The organism is Nocardia sp. CC213A (genome assembly GCF_030766805.1).
Taxonomy (GTDB): domain Bacteria; phylum Actinomycetota; class Actinomycetes; order Mycobacteriales; family Mycobacteriaceae; genus Nocardia; species Nocardia otitidiscaviarum.
Genome location: NZ_JASFXA010000024.1, coordinates 104,752 through 119,360 on the forward strand (window position 1 = coordinate 104,752; position 14,609 = coordinate 119,360).

The window sequence follows — 14,609 nt, forward strand, 5'->3', positions numbered from 1 at the left end:
GACCGGTCATCGTGGCGCTGCCGCCTCACGGTCGGCACGCGCCCGTTCGGTGTCGGGCAGCAGGGGCAGGATCTCGGCGCGGGACCGGATCATGAGTTTGTGCAGGACGGCGGCGACCTGCGCGTCCACGGTACGCGAGGAACTGCCTCGGCGGGTGGCTATGGCGGCGTTGGTCCATCCGGCGGCAGCCAGCACCGCCACCTCGCGTTCGGCGGCGGACAGTTGCTGCCACGGGGCAGGTCGATGCCGACGGACCGGATGGTCGGTTGGGATGCGCTGCGGTGACCAGGTGCCCAGTGCCAGCCGGGCGACCTCGTTCGTGGCCGGGCTGAGCAGTTCACCCTCCCGCAGGAACGCCTCGAATTCACGGTCGCCCAGCGTCTTGCGGGCAACCGCCAAGGCGTGCTCGGTGGCCGTGGCGAAGGGACGCAGATTGGCCAGATCGACGCCCATCTCGCGCCGCAGCGCCGCGGCGCCGCCACCGAGCCAGCCGATCTCCCGGGCCCGTTCCCGAACCGCCCGCCCGCCGCCGGTACCGTCGGTGATCATGCGCGCCAGGGTCCAGCACCGCATGTGCACCGCCCACAGCACGCCCCAGCGATCGCGCATACCCAGCTGCCAGCTCAGCGCCGCGTGGATCAGCGCGGCGGCCTCCTCGGCGTCGCCGTGCGCGGTGAGGGCGATCGAGCGAGCCAGTTCGGCCCAGGATTTCGACCACCGCGGCCCGTCGTCGCCGATCCCGGCCAGATGCCGGGCGGTGATATCGAGCGCCTCCTCGGCGGTTCCGTGGAAGCCCGCGGCCAGCGCTTCGAACAGCTCGGCCATGATCGCCCCGCCGCGATCGCCCTCGGCGGTGAACTTGGCCCGTGCCCGTGCCAGCACCGGAAGCGCGCACACCTCGGAGCCGTCGAGCAGAAGCACGCTGCCCCACAGGTAGTCGACGGCTGCCGGGAATCCCGCGTCGACGGTCGGTTGCCGTCGCCAACGGGCCACCAGCTCCGGATCGGGCTCGAGTTCGGCTACGCACTCGTCCAGCATGCGCTCGGCCTCGTCGGCCAGGCCCTGACACAGCGCGACCCAGCCGATCAGCGCCCGCGCCGATACCCGTGTCCGTACCGGCGCGACTCCCGCCGCCAGCACGGTCGCCAAGCTCTGTTCGGCCAACCGGCGTGATTCCCGCAACGAGCCGCGCAGGAACGGAACTCGCAAGGCGATGAGACCGATGGCGATCTCCAGTCCGGCGGTGCCGTCGGCTCCGGCCTGACTGCGGTCGATGGCGCACAACAGATTGTCCCAGGCGGCCCGCGCCCAGGTCAGCAGTTCCGCCTCCGGCCCGTCGGCCCACTCGGTGCGGGCGGCGGTGGCCCTGTCGCGATAGTGGCGCAGGTGGCGGTCGGTGAGCCGCGCCCAGGCCGTGGCGTCCCGTGCGGCCAACCGCTGCTGTGCGAACACCCGGCAGCTTTCCAGCAGCGAATAGCGCGGGATATCGGCGTCGAGATGAATCAACACCAGCGATCGGTCCACCAGGCGCTCCAGCAGCGACTCGATCTCGCGTGCGGGCAGGCCGTCCGGCTCGTCGTCGGCGCACACCGCCGTGATCGCCGACAGTTCCGCGCCGGTATCGGGTGCCGACCGGCCGTCCGCGTCATCGGGGTGCACGTCGTATCCGGCGGCGAAGACCGACATCCGCTCGAAGAGCAGCTGCTCCTTCGGCTCGCACAGCTCGAACGACCACGCGATCACATCACGGATGCCGCGGTGCCGCTCGTCCAGGCCCAGGCGCGGGCCGCCGGACCAGTCCAATCGCCGGTCGGCCTCCGCGCCACCGAGATCGCGCAGGATGAGCCGCAACGGCTGATAGCGCAGGCGCGCCGCGGCCAGCTGAATGTAGAGCGGATGGTTGTGCACCTGACCGCAGATCGAGGCCACCAGGTCGGCATGCTCGTCGGTGATGGGGCGGCCGGTCAGCGCGGCGCGCCGCCGGAACAGCTCCACAGCGTGAGCGTGCGTCAAGGGCGGGATGACGATCCGCTGTTCGTCGATCCAGCCGATGGTTTCCCGGCTGGTGGCCAGCACCGTCAGCCCCGGCACCTCGGCGAGCAGGCGGCAGATGACGTCCCCCGCCCCCGCGAGCAGATGCTCGCAGTTGTCGAGCACCAGCACCGGCGCGGGTCCGCGGGCGCGTTGCCCCGCGCCCAAGGTCTCGACCAGCGCCCGCCATGCCGAGCGGCCCGAGAAGTCACCGTCGACCACCGAACGCACTACTTCGTCCGCCACGGCAGTCGGCGCGGCATCCTTCGCCAGACGGCTCAATCGCACCCAGTACACGGGGGCGCGGCGGGCCTTGCGCAGTCGCCGGGTCACCTCGACCGCCAGCCGGGTCTTGCCGATACCGCCCGCGCCGACCAGGGTGACCAGCCGGGCCGGGCTCAGCAGGGCCGTCACGATCCGGTCCAACTCGTCGTCGCGGCCGATGAAATCGTATGCAGCCGCCGACGTTTCCACGTCCTGTAGGGGAGGCACCGACACGACGTGGAGCCTACCCAGCCCGCTACCGATACGTGTGACGATCGCGCATCCGGCTACCGATGTCGGGCGGCTACCTATCGGCCGACGATGTGCACCAGACATGAACCGAAAGGAGTCGACGTGACACGCGTGCAGGTACTGGGGGCCGGTGAGTGTGGACTACCCCTCGCTCGGCGTCTGCTCGACGGCGGCATACCGGTAACCCTGGTCACCGATCGCGACGCGGAGGCGGTGCTGTCCGGGTCGGTGACCAGCACCCAGTTGAAGTTTCCGCGCACGCTCGATCTGGAATCGGCTGCGGGACTCGGTCATTGGCGCACCCTCGCACCGGAGGTGCTCGGCATCCGGTTCACCATGGTGGTGGAGGGCAGCGTGGTGGATCAGTGGTCGGGACGGTTCAGCCGGCCAGCGCAGAGCGTCGACCAGCGGACGGCGCATGCCCGGTGGCTCACCGACTTCGTCGCCGCGGGTGGTGAGGTGGCCATCGGATCTCCATCGGTGGCCGAGATCGACAGCCGCGCAGCGGGATACGATCTGACCGTGGTCACCCGGGCGTCCGGGGAACTGGCAACCTGCTTCGCCGACGACCCGAGGTGGGCACTGCCGACCGAACCGGCGCGGCGTATGAGCGCCTTCTACCTCGACGGCGTCACGCCCGATCCGGACGGCCTCGGGACCTATGCGGCACTCCCGGGACTCGGCGAACTGGTTTCCGCACCCGCGCTCACCGGCCCTCCTGGCCAGGAAAGGCGCTGCGAAACACTGCTTTTCGCGGCCATTCCTGGACGTCCGCTGGATATCGTGGATGCTCGGGGCACGGCCACCGAGCGGTGGCGGCAGGCCCGGGAGCTGCTCGACAGCCACCTGCCGCCGGGTATTTCCGATCGTTTCCGCGGCGGCGAACTGACCGATGCCGGGGCCACCCTGGTCGGTGGCGTGACACCGGTGATGCGGGAGCCGGTCGGGGCGCTCCCGTCCGGACGACCGATCCTGGGCGGGGCCGATGTGGTGTGCCGGATGGATCCCGGTGGCGCGCAGGGCGCCAACAACGCCGTCCACTGTGGCACGCACTACGCGCGAGCGATCATCGACAACCCGCGGGGCCCGTTCGACCGGAACTGGATGGCGGCCACGGCGGGACCCTGGCTCACCGATATCGCGTATCCGGCCGCACGCTGGACGCTCACCCTGCTGGACCCGCCCGAATCGCTCGGACGGCTCATGCTGGCCGCGAGCCGGGACAGCACCATCGCCGACGCCTTCGCCGAGACCTTCGTGCACCCCGCGGGATCGGACCTGCTCGCGGGCACACCGTCCTGATCCGCACGCCGTCCGGATCCTCAGCGCCACCACCGATTCACCGCCACGGCGGCGTCGCCGGGAACACCACCGGCAGCGCCGCCAACGCCCGGTGGAACGGTCCGGGCCGCCACTCCAGTTCGGCCACCGGCACCGCGGGACGCATATCGGGCAGGGCGTCGAGCAACTGGTCGACGGCGTTCTGTGCGATGAGGTAGGCGGCGGGCTGGGCCGGACAGGCATGCGGACCGGCGCCCCACGCCAGATGCGAGCGGTTGCCGACCCGACCACCGTCGGCGACCACCTCCGGATCGTTGTTACAGGCGGCCATGCTGATCACCACCGGCTGATGCGCGGGCAGCCAGGTAGCACCGACCAGCATGGGCTGACGCGGATAGGTGACACAGAAGTTCGCCATCGGCGGGTCGGTGAACAGCACCTCGTCGAGCGCGTCGCGGGTGGAGAGGCTGCCGCCGAGCACATCACCGGCGAAGCGCTGATCGGACAGGATCAACAGCAGCGCGTTGCTGATCAGATTCTGCAACGGCTCGATGCCCGCTCCGTACAGGATGGCGACCTGGTGTAGCAGTTCCACATCGTCGAATCCGGCGGGATGGCGCACCAGCCGGGAGGTGATGTCGTCGCCCGGCCGTTCCCGCTTGGTGACGATGAGATCCCGCACCGCCTCGGAGAGCATGACGTTGCCGCGTTCGGCGTCGGTGCCGTCGAACAGCAGAACGGTGGCCTCCCCGACCCGGTGACCGATCTCCGGCGGACACCCCAGCAGGGCGTTCATCACTCCGAACGCCAGCGGCGCGGCGTACTGGCCGATCAGTTCGGCGGCACCGGTGGCGCAGAAGTCGGTGATCAGCGGCACCGCGATCCGCTCCACCGTGGCGTCGAGGTCGTACAGGTCGACAGCGCCGATCCCGTCCACACTGGCCTGCCGGTAGCGGGTGTGCGCCACCCCGTCGTTGCGCAGCGCCATCGGCCGCCATTCCAGCACCGGCAGCACCGGGCAGTCGGCGGGCACCCCGCGCTGCCACGTCCGCGGATCGGCCGGAAAGCGTTGCGGGTCGTGCAGGATCGCCACAGCGGTGCGGTAGCCCAGCACCAGCGAAGCCGGGATGCCGGGCGCCAACTCCACCGGCGCGATATCTCCGTAGCGCCGCCGCAGTTCGCTGTAGGCGGTCTTCGGATCGGCGGCGAACGCCGCGGAGTACAGCGGAAACGGTTCGGTGGCGCTTCCCACCGCGTGGTGTGTGGTCACCAGCGAAACCCCCATGGTCGTGCGGAGATTCGCTCTCCGGCGTCCGCAACAGGGTCGCCGAATAGGTAGGTCGCGGGCATCGGTAGCCCGCGCCGCCGGATCAGGGTTGGACGGTCACCTTGATGGCCGTGCCGCTCTCCACGGTCGAGAAGGCGTCGAGCACCCGGTCGAGCGGGATGCGGTCGGTGATGAGATCACGCACCGGGACCTGACCGGTGGCGATGTAGTCGAGGGCGCGGCGGTTGTGTTCGGGTGCGGAACCGTTGGCGCCGTGGATGTGCAGCTGGCGGTAGTGCACGACATTGGAGTCGCAGGTGATGGTCGGGTTGGTCTTGGGCAGGCCGCCGAAGAAGGAGATGCGGCCGTTGCGGGCGGCCATGGCGATGGCCTGCTCCTGGGTGATGTTGGCGGCGGTGGCGGTAATGATCACGTCCGCGCCGCGGCCGCCGGTCAGTTCCAGTACGCGGGCGACCGCATCGGTCGACGAGGCATCGATGACCTCGTCGGGTCGCACCGCGTTCGCCGACAGCTCCAGGCGTTCGGCGTTCACGTCGATGAGATAGACCGGGCCGCAACGGTATACGCCGCGCGCGATGCGAATGTGCATGCACCCGATCGGCCCTGCGCCGAAGACGACGACCGTATCGCCGGCCTCGATGCCGAGCAGTTCCTGCGCGTTGATGGCGCAGGCGAGCGGTTCGGCCGCGGAGGCTTCGTCGTAGTCGACCGTGTCGGGGATCCGATTCAGGCCGTCGACGCGCAGCACCTGACTCGGCACGATCATGTATTCGGCGAAACCGCCGTCGTACTGGTAGCCGACCGAGGTCTGGTTCTGGCACACCGCCATCCAGCCCCTGGCGCACTCGTGGCATTTCCCGCACGGCACGGCGGCGATCACCTGCGCCCGGTCGCCGACTCGCCAGTCGGCGCCGTACAGGTCGTTCACCGCCGCGCCGACCTCGACGACCTCGCCCGCGATCTCGTGGCCGAGAGTCCTCGGGGGCGTGAGGTTCTGGTGCCCGCTGCGGCGGATCTTGACGTCGGTGCCGCAGGTCGAGCAGTTGCGCACCCGGAGTTTGACTTGGTCCGGACCGCACTCGGGTTCCGCGATGTCCTCCAGCCGGAGGTCCTCGGGTGCGTAGTAGCGCAGGGCCTTCATGGATTCGTGTTCCTTCCGCCGTTTCGGGCCGTGAGCCGATCGCTCCAATCCACCGTAACGGCCATTCGGGCACAAATCCACACAATTCTGTGCCCATTTGCGCCCGATCGCTTGTCAGTGTGCCCGCTTCTGCGGTCTACTACTGCTAGGGATGTGGCTGGCGTCACATGTCTGATCTACTGCTCAGAGGAAGTCACAATGTCTGTATCCCCACCGCATGCGGCCCCGGCGGAAGTCCGCGGCGGCACCCGCGTCCACGTGCAGCGCGTCGGCACGTTCCTGTCCAGCATGGTCATGCCCAATATCGGCGCCTTCATCGCCTGGGGCCTGCTCACCGCCCTGTTCATCGAGAAGGGCTGGATCACCTCCCTCGCCGGTGACGTGGGTGCGAGCAGCTGGGTCGCCCACATCGGCGGCTGGGGTGAATACGACGGTGGCGGCATCGTCGGGCCGACCATCACCTACCTGCTGCCGATCCTGATCGGCGCCACCGGCGGCCGCATCGTCTACGACACCCGCGGCGCTGTCGTGGGCGCCATCGCCACCATGGGCGTGATCGCCGGTGCGGATGTGCCCATGTTCCTCGGCGCGATGATCATGGGCCCGCTCGGCGCCCTGCTGATCAAGAAACTGGATGCCCTGTGGGACGGTCGGATTCGACCCGGCTTCGAGATGCTGGTGGACAATTTCTCGGCCGGTATCGCCGGTGCCGCCATGGCGGTCGTGGGCTTCTTCGGCATCGGCCCGCTGGTCTCCGGATTCAGCCGGTTGGCCAGCAATGTGGTGGACTTCCTGGTCGAGCACAGCCTGCTGCCGCTGACATCGATCTTCATCGAACCGGCCAAGGTGCTGTTCCTCAACAACGCGATCAACCACGGCATCCTGACGCCGCTGGGCACCAATCAGGCCAGCGAGGACGGCAAGTCGATCCTGTTCCTGCTGGAGGCCAACCCGGGGCCGGGTCTGGGACTGCTGGTGGCGTTCATGGTGTTCGGCAGGGGAGTGGCCCGCAGTTCCGCGCCGGGGGCGGCGATCATCCACTTCCTCGGCGGCATTCACGAGATCTACTTCCCGTTCGTGCTGATGAAGCCGAAGCTGATCGCGGCCATGATCGCCGGCGGCATGACCGGCGTCATGATCAATGTGCTGTTCGATTCCGGCCTGCGTGCTCCGGCCGCACCCGGTTCGATCATCGCGGTCTTCGCGCAGACGGCCAATGACAGCTATCTGGGCGTGACGCTGTCGGTGGTCGGCGCGGCGACGGTCAGCTTCCTGGTCGCGGCCGTGCTGTTGCGGACCGATCGAGCGGTCGACGAACCCGATCTGGGCGAGGCCACCGCCGCCATGGAGGCGCTGAAGGGCAAGCGGTCGGTGGCCGCCGCCGCATTGAACTCGATGGGCACCGGTTCGACGGCCACCCTGACCGCCCCGGAGCAGATCTCGACCATCGTCTTCGCCTGCGACGCCGGGATGGGCTCCTCGGCCATGGGAGCCTCGGTGCTGCGCAAGCGGATTCGCGACGCGGGATACACGGAGGTCACCGTCGTCAATCGGGCGATCGCGAACCTGAGCGACGAGTACGACCTCGTGGTCACCCACCGGGATCTGACCGACCGAGCGCGCGAACGGACGCCCTCCGCCCTCCATGTGTCGGTCGACGACTTCATGAACAGTCCCGAGTACGACGAGATCGTCGCGCTGGTCGCCCGGGCCGACGGCGGCGATGTACCAGCCGAATCCACGGAATCGGGCGAGCTGCTCCCGGACGAGTCGATCGTGCTCTCCGGTACCGCCGCCACCCGTGCCGGGGCCATCGACGAGGCGGGCGGGCTGCTGGTCGCCGCCGGGGCGGTCGCGGAGTCCTATGTCGCGGCCATGCATGAACGCGAAGATTCGGTCTCCACGTTCATGGGCAACGGGCTCGCCATTCCGCACGGCACCAATGCGGCCAAGGACGACATCCGCCGCACCGGGCTGTCGGTGGTGCGTTACCGCGAACCCGTTGACTGGAACGGGAATCCGGTCGAATTCGTCATCGGCATCGCCGGAACCGGAGACGACCATCTGGCACTGCTCTCCCGGATCGCCCAGGTCTTCGCGGACACCGATCAGGTGGCTCGGTTGCGCGACGCGAACACGGCGGCGGAGATTCGGGCGGTCCTCGGTCCCCGCCACAGCTGAGGCCATACAGCAGAATGTTGCTCGTGGATTCGGATTCGCGGCAGTCGCAGATCTTGGAGTTCGCCCGGACGCGCGGCCGGGTGGACGTACTCGGCCTCGCCACCGAACTGGGGGTGGCGGCCGAGACCATCCGCCGGGACCTGCGGCTGCTCGCGGACCGCCGCCTGGTCAAGCGGGTACACGGCGGGGCGATCCCGCTGGAGAGCGCGGCCTTCGAATCCAGCCTCGAGTACCGCAGCCGGGTGGATCTGGCGCAGAAGCACCGCATCGCCGCCGCCGCGGCCGACCTGCTGCACGGCGCCGAAACCGTCTACATAGACGAAGGATTCACTCCGCGCCTGATCGCCGAGAAGCTCGCCGACCGGGAACTGACCGTGGTCACCGCCTCCCTGCTGGCCGCCGAAGCCCTCGCCGACAGCGACACCGTCACCGTCCTGCTCCTCGGCGGCCGCATGCGTGGCCGCACCCTCGCCACCGTCGACCACTGGGCCCTGCGCATGCTCGACGAACTCACCATCGACCTCGCCTACCTCGGCACCAACGGCATCTCCCTCGACCACGGCCTCACCACCCCCGATCCGGCCGTCGCGGCGGTCAAGGGGTTGGCGGTCCGCCGCTGCGCCCGCCGCATCCTGGTCGCGGCGGACGGAAAATTCGGCATGACCAGCTTCTGCCGGTTCGCCGAGATCGGTGATCTCGAGGCGATCGTCACCGGGGCGGAATTGGATCCGGCGCAGGCGCAGCGGTTCGAGGCACTCGGGCCGACGGTGGTACGGGCCTGAGCGGGAGTCGGAGGAAGGTCTGGACGTCGCGTTTGCGGTGTGCGCTACCGGTGGTTTCGCCCACGTACGGTCCGGTGGGCGAAAGATCCCGATGAATGGGATACCTCGTAGTTGGTCCGTACGCACAGCTGCTTGTGTGAGACGCGACACCCCAGATCCCGGTTCTCCGGGATACCTGAAGTGGCGTTCGCCACGATGAAAGGCATTCCCACCCATGCGCATCCGTTCTCTTCGAACCTCCGTTGCGGCGGCCGTGACCGCGGTCGCGGCCGCGATCGCCAGCATCGGCGTCGCGTCCGCCGATATCGACCTCGGGAGCTCCGGCAGCAGCTCGGGCAGCGGCTCCGGCGACATGGTCATCACCCTGGTGCGGCATACCGAGTCCGTCGGCAATGCCTCCGGGCTGATCGACACCAAGGTGCCCGGACCCGACCTGACTCCGCGCGGCCGGACGCAGGCAGACAACCTGGCCATCCAGTTGGCCGATGAGAACTTCGACTGTGCGTTCGCGTCCACTATGGTGCGTACCGAGCAGACTGCGGCACCGACCATCGCCGAGCATGACCTGAGTCTCGATATTCGGCCCGGTTTCCGGGAGATCGAGGCGGGCGATTACGAGGGCACCCCGGAGTCCGAGGCGCTGTCCGGGTATCTACAGGCGCCGATCAAGTGGCTCTCCGGCGACCTTGACGCACGGATTCCAGGTTCCATCGACGGCAACGAGTTCGACAGCCGCGTCGATCAGGCACTGCTCGACGTGCAGCGCCGCAACTGCGCCAACCCGGTGATCTTCTCACACGGCGGCACCATCATGTTCTGGTCGATGCTGAACGCCGACAACGCCGACAAGGGCAAACTCGGCACCGATCCGATCCACAACGGCGGCCGTGTCGTTCTCGAGGGCAGCCCGCAGAAGGGCTGGACAATTGTCGAGTGGGTCGGCCACCCGGACCTCGGCTGACGTATTCTTCCGCTCGGCATGCTGCCACTGCCAAGCATCGTGAAAAGCCGAAGGCGGTCCTGAAACCTAATTGGTCAGGACCGCCTTCTGTAGTAGCGGGGACAGGATTTGAACCTGCGACCTCTGGGTTATGAGCCAACGGGAAACAGTCCCGCACGTGTCACCGCATACCGTCACGTCCTATCTGTGCAGGTCAGCGGACTACCAATCGTCCACGGTATCCACCCGATCCCATCCTGTCCGATGAGTTCCACCCCGTCGTGATGCCAAATTTGATGCCAAACCGTCCCAGCCTGACCAGGGATTTCACGGCTGGGTGGAACGGGCAGCGCCGTGCATCGGCAGTTAGAAACGCCTTCTTCGACGTTGCCCGTCCCACGCCGTATGGGGCGGCTGGGAACCGACCCACCGGCATCACAGCGTTGTCCGCGATACGCGCCCCCTACGCCCCAGAAACCCCCGGGTTCCACAGGCGTGGTGGGTCGTGCCCGCCGACCGCGAGGGTTGACACCATCAATGAAGGCGCACAACGGCGTTCACGCTACGAGACCTGTCACCCCACCCCGTACTGCATCCAGATACGGTTCGCCATCGCCGCAGCGCGTGCGGCTGCCTTGCGTTGGTCGGGCATCACGCTCGTGTCAGCGGCAAGGAGTTCGCAGATCTCCCGCATTCCCAGCGCCAGGCGCAGCATCTGTCCCACACAACCGGACAGGTCCGGGCCATCCCAGGCCATCATCGGGTCGCCGTACGCCCGTTCGGTCGAGCCCTCGTCTAGAGCGAATTTCTCCGCGAGCGTCTCGCCGAGAACTGCACCGAGCTCGTCGCAGGCCGCCCTGCAGGCTTCGGCCACAGACCGACATTCGGAGGGAACCGACATGTACTGCTCGTACACCACCATGCTGACCAGACCGACCGCCGCGAACCCGTGATAGCAGCGGCCCAGCCACACCACCGGCAGCGGCGTCTGGTGAGGGACGCCATCGAACCGCCGAGCCGCTTCGGCCAATAGCGCCACCAAACCATCTCGGTCGTTGTGGTGCCCCGGCGGCAACAACGCCGCCATGTCGAGTCCGCTGACCATGCCGCTCACCGTAGACGCGCAGCAGCTACACCCGTCCGATCCTAAAGCTCGCGTGTCGGCAACCACTGCTCTACTTATCCCACCCTCTGACGAACTGACCACCGCTCACCAATTCGCGCGGCATGCTTCAGGTGTATACGTAGGGATCGCTTGTGGCGCACCATTGTTCGATGGGTGACTACGACGCCATCAACGCACACAACGCGGCCAAGGCTCGGGCGGCAGGCTGGCCCGAGCTGACCGGAAGTCCGGGCCAAGTGGGCTGGGCGACCACTGTGCGGCAGGACAAGCTCGACGAGTTCGACGCCGGGACCGCCGAGCCCAAGCACAGCCATGCGCGGGCGGTGCTGCTGCGGGAGACACGGGCCGCAGTGTGGATCGACAACCGTGACAAGCCGTGGGGTGTGATCTGGCTGCTCAACCTCACCGAGGAGGAGCGTGCCGAAATACTTCCTGGGTACCGATCCGGCGGCACACTGCCACTTTCTGCGGAGAGCTGATCATGCAGCAACCGAACAAGACCTACGAGCAGATCATCACCGAGCTGAACCGCCAGCGCGGTGGGGCCGAGGCAAAAGCTCTGCAACAACTGCATGAGAACCTCGAAAATCTCGACGCCCAGCGTGCCGCGGTCACCGACCCCGGACAGCGCGAGCAGCTGGACCGGCTCAGCAACGAGGCGAACTCCTTGCTGGGTAAGGCGATCGAGGATCTACGGCATCCGACCATCCTGAGCCCCCACGCGTCGGTGTACGAGACCCCCGACCTCACTCACCGAGGATCTTCACAGCCCACTGAAATCGACTGGGACTGGCGAGAAGACTTCCACGAACGCTGAGATCGCAGATTCGATCCTTGGCGATACCTGGGCATCCGGGTCTTTAGAACGGTGGTTCGTCATCAGGGCTCGACTTCGCCACGCTGCCCCAGGGGTCGGCCTCGGACCTCAGCGACCCAAATGACCCATGGCTGCTCTGACGGGCTTCCCACTCGGCTTCCTGCCGGGCCTTCACCTCGCGCGTCCGGGGCAGCGTGGGCACCGAACCGTGTCTGGCTAGGAGGTAGTTACGGAGGAGTTCTTCACGGTGGGACCTGGACGGCTCCTGGTCCCAGCCGTTGTAGCCGGAGTTGTCGTCTTCGCTGGGCTCGATGTCGTCCGGGTCCACGTCGGCGAGGTGGCATAGCGCCAGGAAGATCACTTCCACGGTCTCCTGTTGCGGCAGATTTATGGCCCTCAGTGTCTTGCGGACGGTCTCGTGGTTAGCGGTGCTCTTCCGCTGATCCTCGTCGAGTTCCTGAACTGCGTCGGCGATCTTCCTCATCGAGGGTTCGCCCGCAGCGATGTAGAACCGCCACAGCATCTCGATCAACGGGGCGTGCTTCTCGGGTACGTCGGTCGGCTTGGCCAGACGCGCCGGCATAGCGGTCTCCTCTTCGTCGGACAACCTAAGACTATCTATGACTCTCTTTCTCTGCCATCCACCATTCAATATCTGTCTTTGACTATCGGTTGACTACTCGTTAACTACCGGTGACTCGCACTCTCAGCCGATCGACTTTCTTTGAATAGCACTCAAAACAGCAGGTCAGAATAGGTACGTGGCGCCAGAAGGCGCTCACTCGCTCCGTCAATAGGGAGCGATCGGGAGAGCTGCCTGTATCTCATATTGTGGGACGGGCTCGCGGGAGGTAGACGATGAGTTGGGACATCGATCAGCAGCAGTGGCATCATCTGCTGTCGGAGCGGAACATGCTGCGGAGCAACCTGGCGACTATCATCGACGCGCTGCTCAGGCACCACGACGATCATCACGTCGGCGCCGCGCGATGGTGCGAAAATCCGCTGTGCCAGCTGTTGTTCCGGCTCCACCTGTCATAACGGAGCGGGAGCTGCGAGCACCAGTGGTAGCCATCCGAGCACCGCGCGTAACCGGTGAGGACCTGCTGCCCGAACTCGCCCACCTGCTGCAGGATTCGCGTACACACAGTTTGGGCTGTCGCTGCAGCACCGGAGGGAGTCTGTACGCGCTGCGGCCCATCACCCAGCCGGATAATGGCTGGACATAACCGGTCGTCGGTGGTGAATTGCACCTGAACACCATCAGTTCCGCCGCCAGGCCGATCAGCGGCGAACACCCCGACGCATGGGAAAGGCAGCGATGAAATCCGCCGAGATCAGTGATCGTGCGCTTCGATTCTTCGAGCAGCGAGGCCACACCGTGGTCCCCTCCGCATCGCTGATCGCAGCCGATCCGACGCTGCTGCTGATCAACGCGGGCATGGCACCGTTCAAACCGTACTTCCTAGGCGAGGCGCCGGCTCCGTTCCGCAGAGCGACGAGCCTGCAGAAGTGCGTCCGCACAGTCGATATCGAGGAAGTCGGCAAGACGAGTCGACACGGATCGTTCTTCCAGATGTTCGGCAACTTCTCCTTCGGCGACTACTTCAAGGCCGAAGCGATCGAGTTCGCATGGGAATTCCTCACCCGCCCCGTCGGTGACGGCGGTCTGGGACTCCCCGAGGACAAGCTCTGGGTGACGGTCTACCTCGATGACGACGAAGCCGAAGACATCTGGCGGCACCGCATCGGAGTACACGCCGAGCGGATCCAGCGGCTGGGGATGTCGGAAAACTTCTGGTCCATGGGCGTACCCGGACCGTGCGGACCGGCCTCGGAGATCTGCTACGACCGTGGCCCCGAGTTCGGGCGCGACGGCGGCCCAGCGGCCAACGACGAACGGTACCTGGAGATCTGGAACCTCGTGTTCATGCAGGACATTCGAGGAGAAGGCCCGGCGAAGGACGGCTACCCGATCATCGGCGACCTGCCGCAGCGCAACATCGATACAGGGCTAGGGCTCGAGCGAATCGCCATGCTGCTCCAAGGCGTGGACACGATCTTCGACATCGACACCACGCGCCGCATCGTGGATCTCGCGGCGAGCGTGACTAGCGCGCGATACGGTGCCGACCGGAAGACCGACATCGCGCTGCGTGTGGTGGCCGATCACATTCTGACCAGCACGATGCTCATCAGCGACGGCGTCGCGCCGTCCAACGACGGGCGCGGCTATGTCCTGCGGCGGATCCTGCGGCGTGCGGTGCGCACGATGCGCCTGCTCGGTGCCAACGACCCCGTCGTGCACGATCTCGTGGACCGCACGATCGAGGTGATGAGCCCTGTCTATCCTGACGTGCTGAAAGAACGTGACCGTATCCAACGGGTCGCCGTGGCCGAGGAGACGTCCTTCTCCCAGACCCTGAAGTCCGGAACGACGATCTTCGACGCGACCGCGGCGAAGCTGCGTGCGACCGGCTCCACCGTCATCGCGGGCCGCGACGCG

13 protein-coding genes are annotated in these 14,609 nt (G+C 67.1%); 8 read left to right on the plus strand and 5 right to left on the minus strand.

Annotated elements, in window-relative coordinates:
• Window positions 1-6: 6 nt before the first annotated feature.
• On the minus strand, window positions 7-2,529 hold the full coding sequence (locus QJS31_RS32490; RefSeq protein ID WP_306358527.1) for an AAA family ATPase: 2,523 nt from the start codon (window positions 2,527-2,529) through the stop codon (window positions 7-9).
• A 120-nt stretch (window positions 2,530-2,649) separates the two neighbouring features.
• Between QJS31_RS32490 and QJS31_RS32495 the strand changes: the two genes are divergently transcribed.
• Window positions 2,650-3,849, plus strand: coding sequence for a styrene monooxygenase/indole monooxygenase family protein (locus tag QJS31_RS32495; protein WP_306358528.1), 1,200 nt, complete (start codon window positions 2,650-2,652; stop codon window positions 3,847-3,849).
• A 37-nt stretch (window positions 3,850-3,886) separates the two neighbouring features.
• On the opposite strand, the gene QJS31_RS32500 is transcribed toward QJS31_RS32495, so the two are convergent.
• Both QJS31_RS32500 and QJS31_RS32505 read right to left on the minus strand, forming a co-directional pair.
• A complete protein-coding gene (locus QJS31_RS32500) occupies window positions 3,887-5,098 on the minus strand; it encodes a cytochrome P450 (protein WP_282779786.1) in 1,212 nt (403 codons plus the stop codon).
• A gap of 100 nt (window positions 5,099-5,198) precedes the next feature.
• Window positions 5,199-6,257, minus strand: coding sequence for a zinc-dependent dehydrogenase (locus QJS31_RS32505; protein ID WP_306358529.1), 1,059 nt, complete (start codon window positions 6,255-6,257; stop codon window positions 5,199-5,201).
• A gap of 198 nt (window positions 6,258-6,455) precedes the next feature.
• Between QJS31_RS32505 and QJS31_RS32510 the strand changes: the two genes are divergently transcribed.
• The 3 genes from QJS31_RS32510 to QJS31_RS32520 all read left to right on the plus strand — a co-directional run bounded on the left by QJS31_RS32510 (window position 6,456) and on the right by QJS31_RS32520 (window position 10,181).
• Window positions 6,456-8,438, plus strand: a complete 1,983-nt coding sequence (locus tag QJS31_RS32510) for a PTS mannitol transporter subunit IICBA (protein WP_306358530.1) — start codon at window positions 6,456-6,458, stop codon at window positions 8,436-8,438.
• Window positions 8,439-8,461: 23 nt separating this feature from the next.
• Window positions 8,462-9,220, plus strand: coding sequence for a DeoR/GlpR family DNA-binding transcription regulator (locus QJS31_RS32515; RefSeq protein WP_282779792.1), 759 nt, complete (start codon window positions 8,462-8,464; stop codon window positions 9,218-9,220).
• A gap of 253 nt (window positions 9,221-9,473) precedes the next feature.
• A complete protein-coding gene (locus QJS31_RS32520; RefSeq protein ID WP_282779794.1) occupies window positions 9,474-10,181 on the plus strand; it encodes a histidine phosphatase family protein in 708 nt (235 codons plus the stop codon).
• Between the two features lie 553 nt (window positions 10,182-10,734).
• Here QJS31_RS32520 and QJS31_RS32525 read toward each other — a convergent pair.
• Window positions 10,735-11,265: a hypothetical protein gene (locus QJS31_RS32525; RefSeq protein WP_306358531.1), complete on the minus strand. Its 531-nt coding sequence runs from the start codon at window positions 11,263-11,265 to the stop codon at window positions 10,735-10,737.
• 170 nt (window positions 11,266-11,435) lie between these two features.
• Between QJS31_RS32525 and QJS31_RS32530 the strand changes: the two genes are divergently transcribed.
• Entirely contained in the window at window positions 11,436-11,765 is a 330-nt protein-coding gene (locus QJS31_RS32530; protein ID WP_306358532.1) for a hypothetical protein, read from the plus strand.
• Between the two features lie 2 nt (window positions 11,766-11,767).
• On the plus strand, window positions 11,768-12,103 hold the full coding sequence (locus QJS31_RS32535) for a hypothetical protein (RefSeq protein ID WP_306358533.1): 336 nt from the start codon (window positions 11,768-11,770) through the stop codon (window positions 12,101-12,103).
• Between the two features lie 43 nt (window positions 12,104-12,146).
• On the opposite strand, the gene QJS31_RS32540 is transcribed toward QJS31_RS32535, so the two are convergent.
• Window positions 12,147-12,710: a hypothetical protein gene (locus QJS31_RS32540; RefSeq protein WP_306358534.1), complete on the minus strand. Its 564-nt coding sequence runs from the start codon at window positions 12,708-12,710 to the stop codon at window positions 12,147-12,149.
• Window positions 12,711-12,961: 251 nt separating this feature from the next.
• Here QJS31_RS32540 and QJS31_RS32545 point away from each other — a divergent pair, with 251 nt between their 5' ends.
• Together QJS31_RS32545 and QJS31_RS32550 are read left to right on the plus strand one after the other, a co-directional pair.
• Window positions 12,962-13,144, plus strand: coding sequence for a hypothetical protein (locus QJS31_RS32545; protein WP_282779803.1), 183 nt, complete (start codon window positions 12,962-12,964; stop codon window positions 13,142-13,144).
• Window positions 13,145-13,424: 280 nt separating this feature from the next.
• A partial coding sequence (locus QJS31_RS32550; protein WP_306358535.1) for an alanine--tRNA ligase-related protein occupies window positions 13,425-14,609 on the plus strand: 1,185 nt, incomplete at its 3' end.

Coding starts and splice junctions, on each gene's coding strand:
- QJS31_RS32535 (WP_306358533.1), top strand. CDS start 11,768: ATGCAGCAACCGAACAAGACCTACGAGCAGATCATCACCGAGCTGAAC.
- QJS31_RS32545 (WP_282779803.1), top strand. CDS start 12,962: ATGAGTTGGGACATCGATCAGCAGCAGTGGCATCATCTGCTGTCGGAG.
- QJS31_RS32510 (WP_306358530.1), top strand. CDS start 6,456: ATGTCTGTATCCCCACCGCATGCGGCCCCGGCGGAAGTCCGCGGCGGC.
- QJS31_RS32505 (WP_306358529.1), bottom strand. CDS start 6,257: ATGAAGGCCCTGCGCTACTACGCACCCGAGGACCTCCGGCTGGAGGAC.
- QJS31_RS32525 (WP_306358531.1), bottom strand. CDS start 11,265: ATGGTCAGCGGACTCGACATGGCGGCGTTGTTGCCGCCGGGGCACCAC.
- QJS31_RS32530 (WP_306358532.1), top strand. CDS start 11,436: ATGGGTGACTACGACGCCATCAACGCACACAACGCGGCCAAGGCTCGG.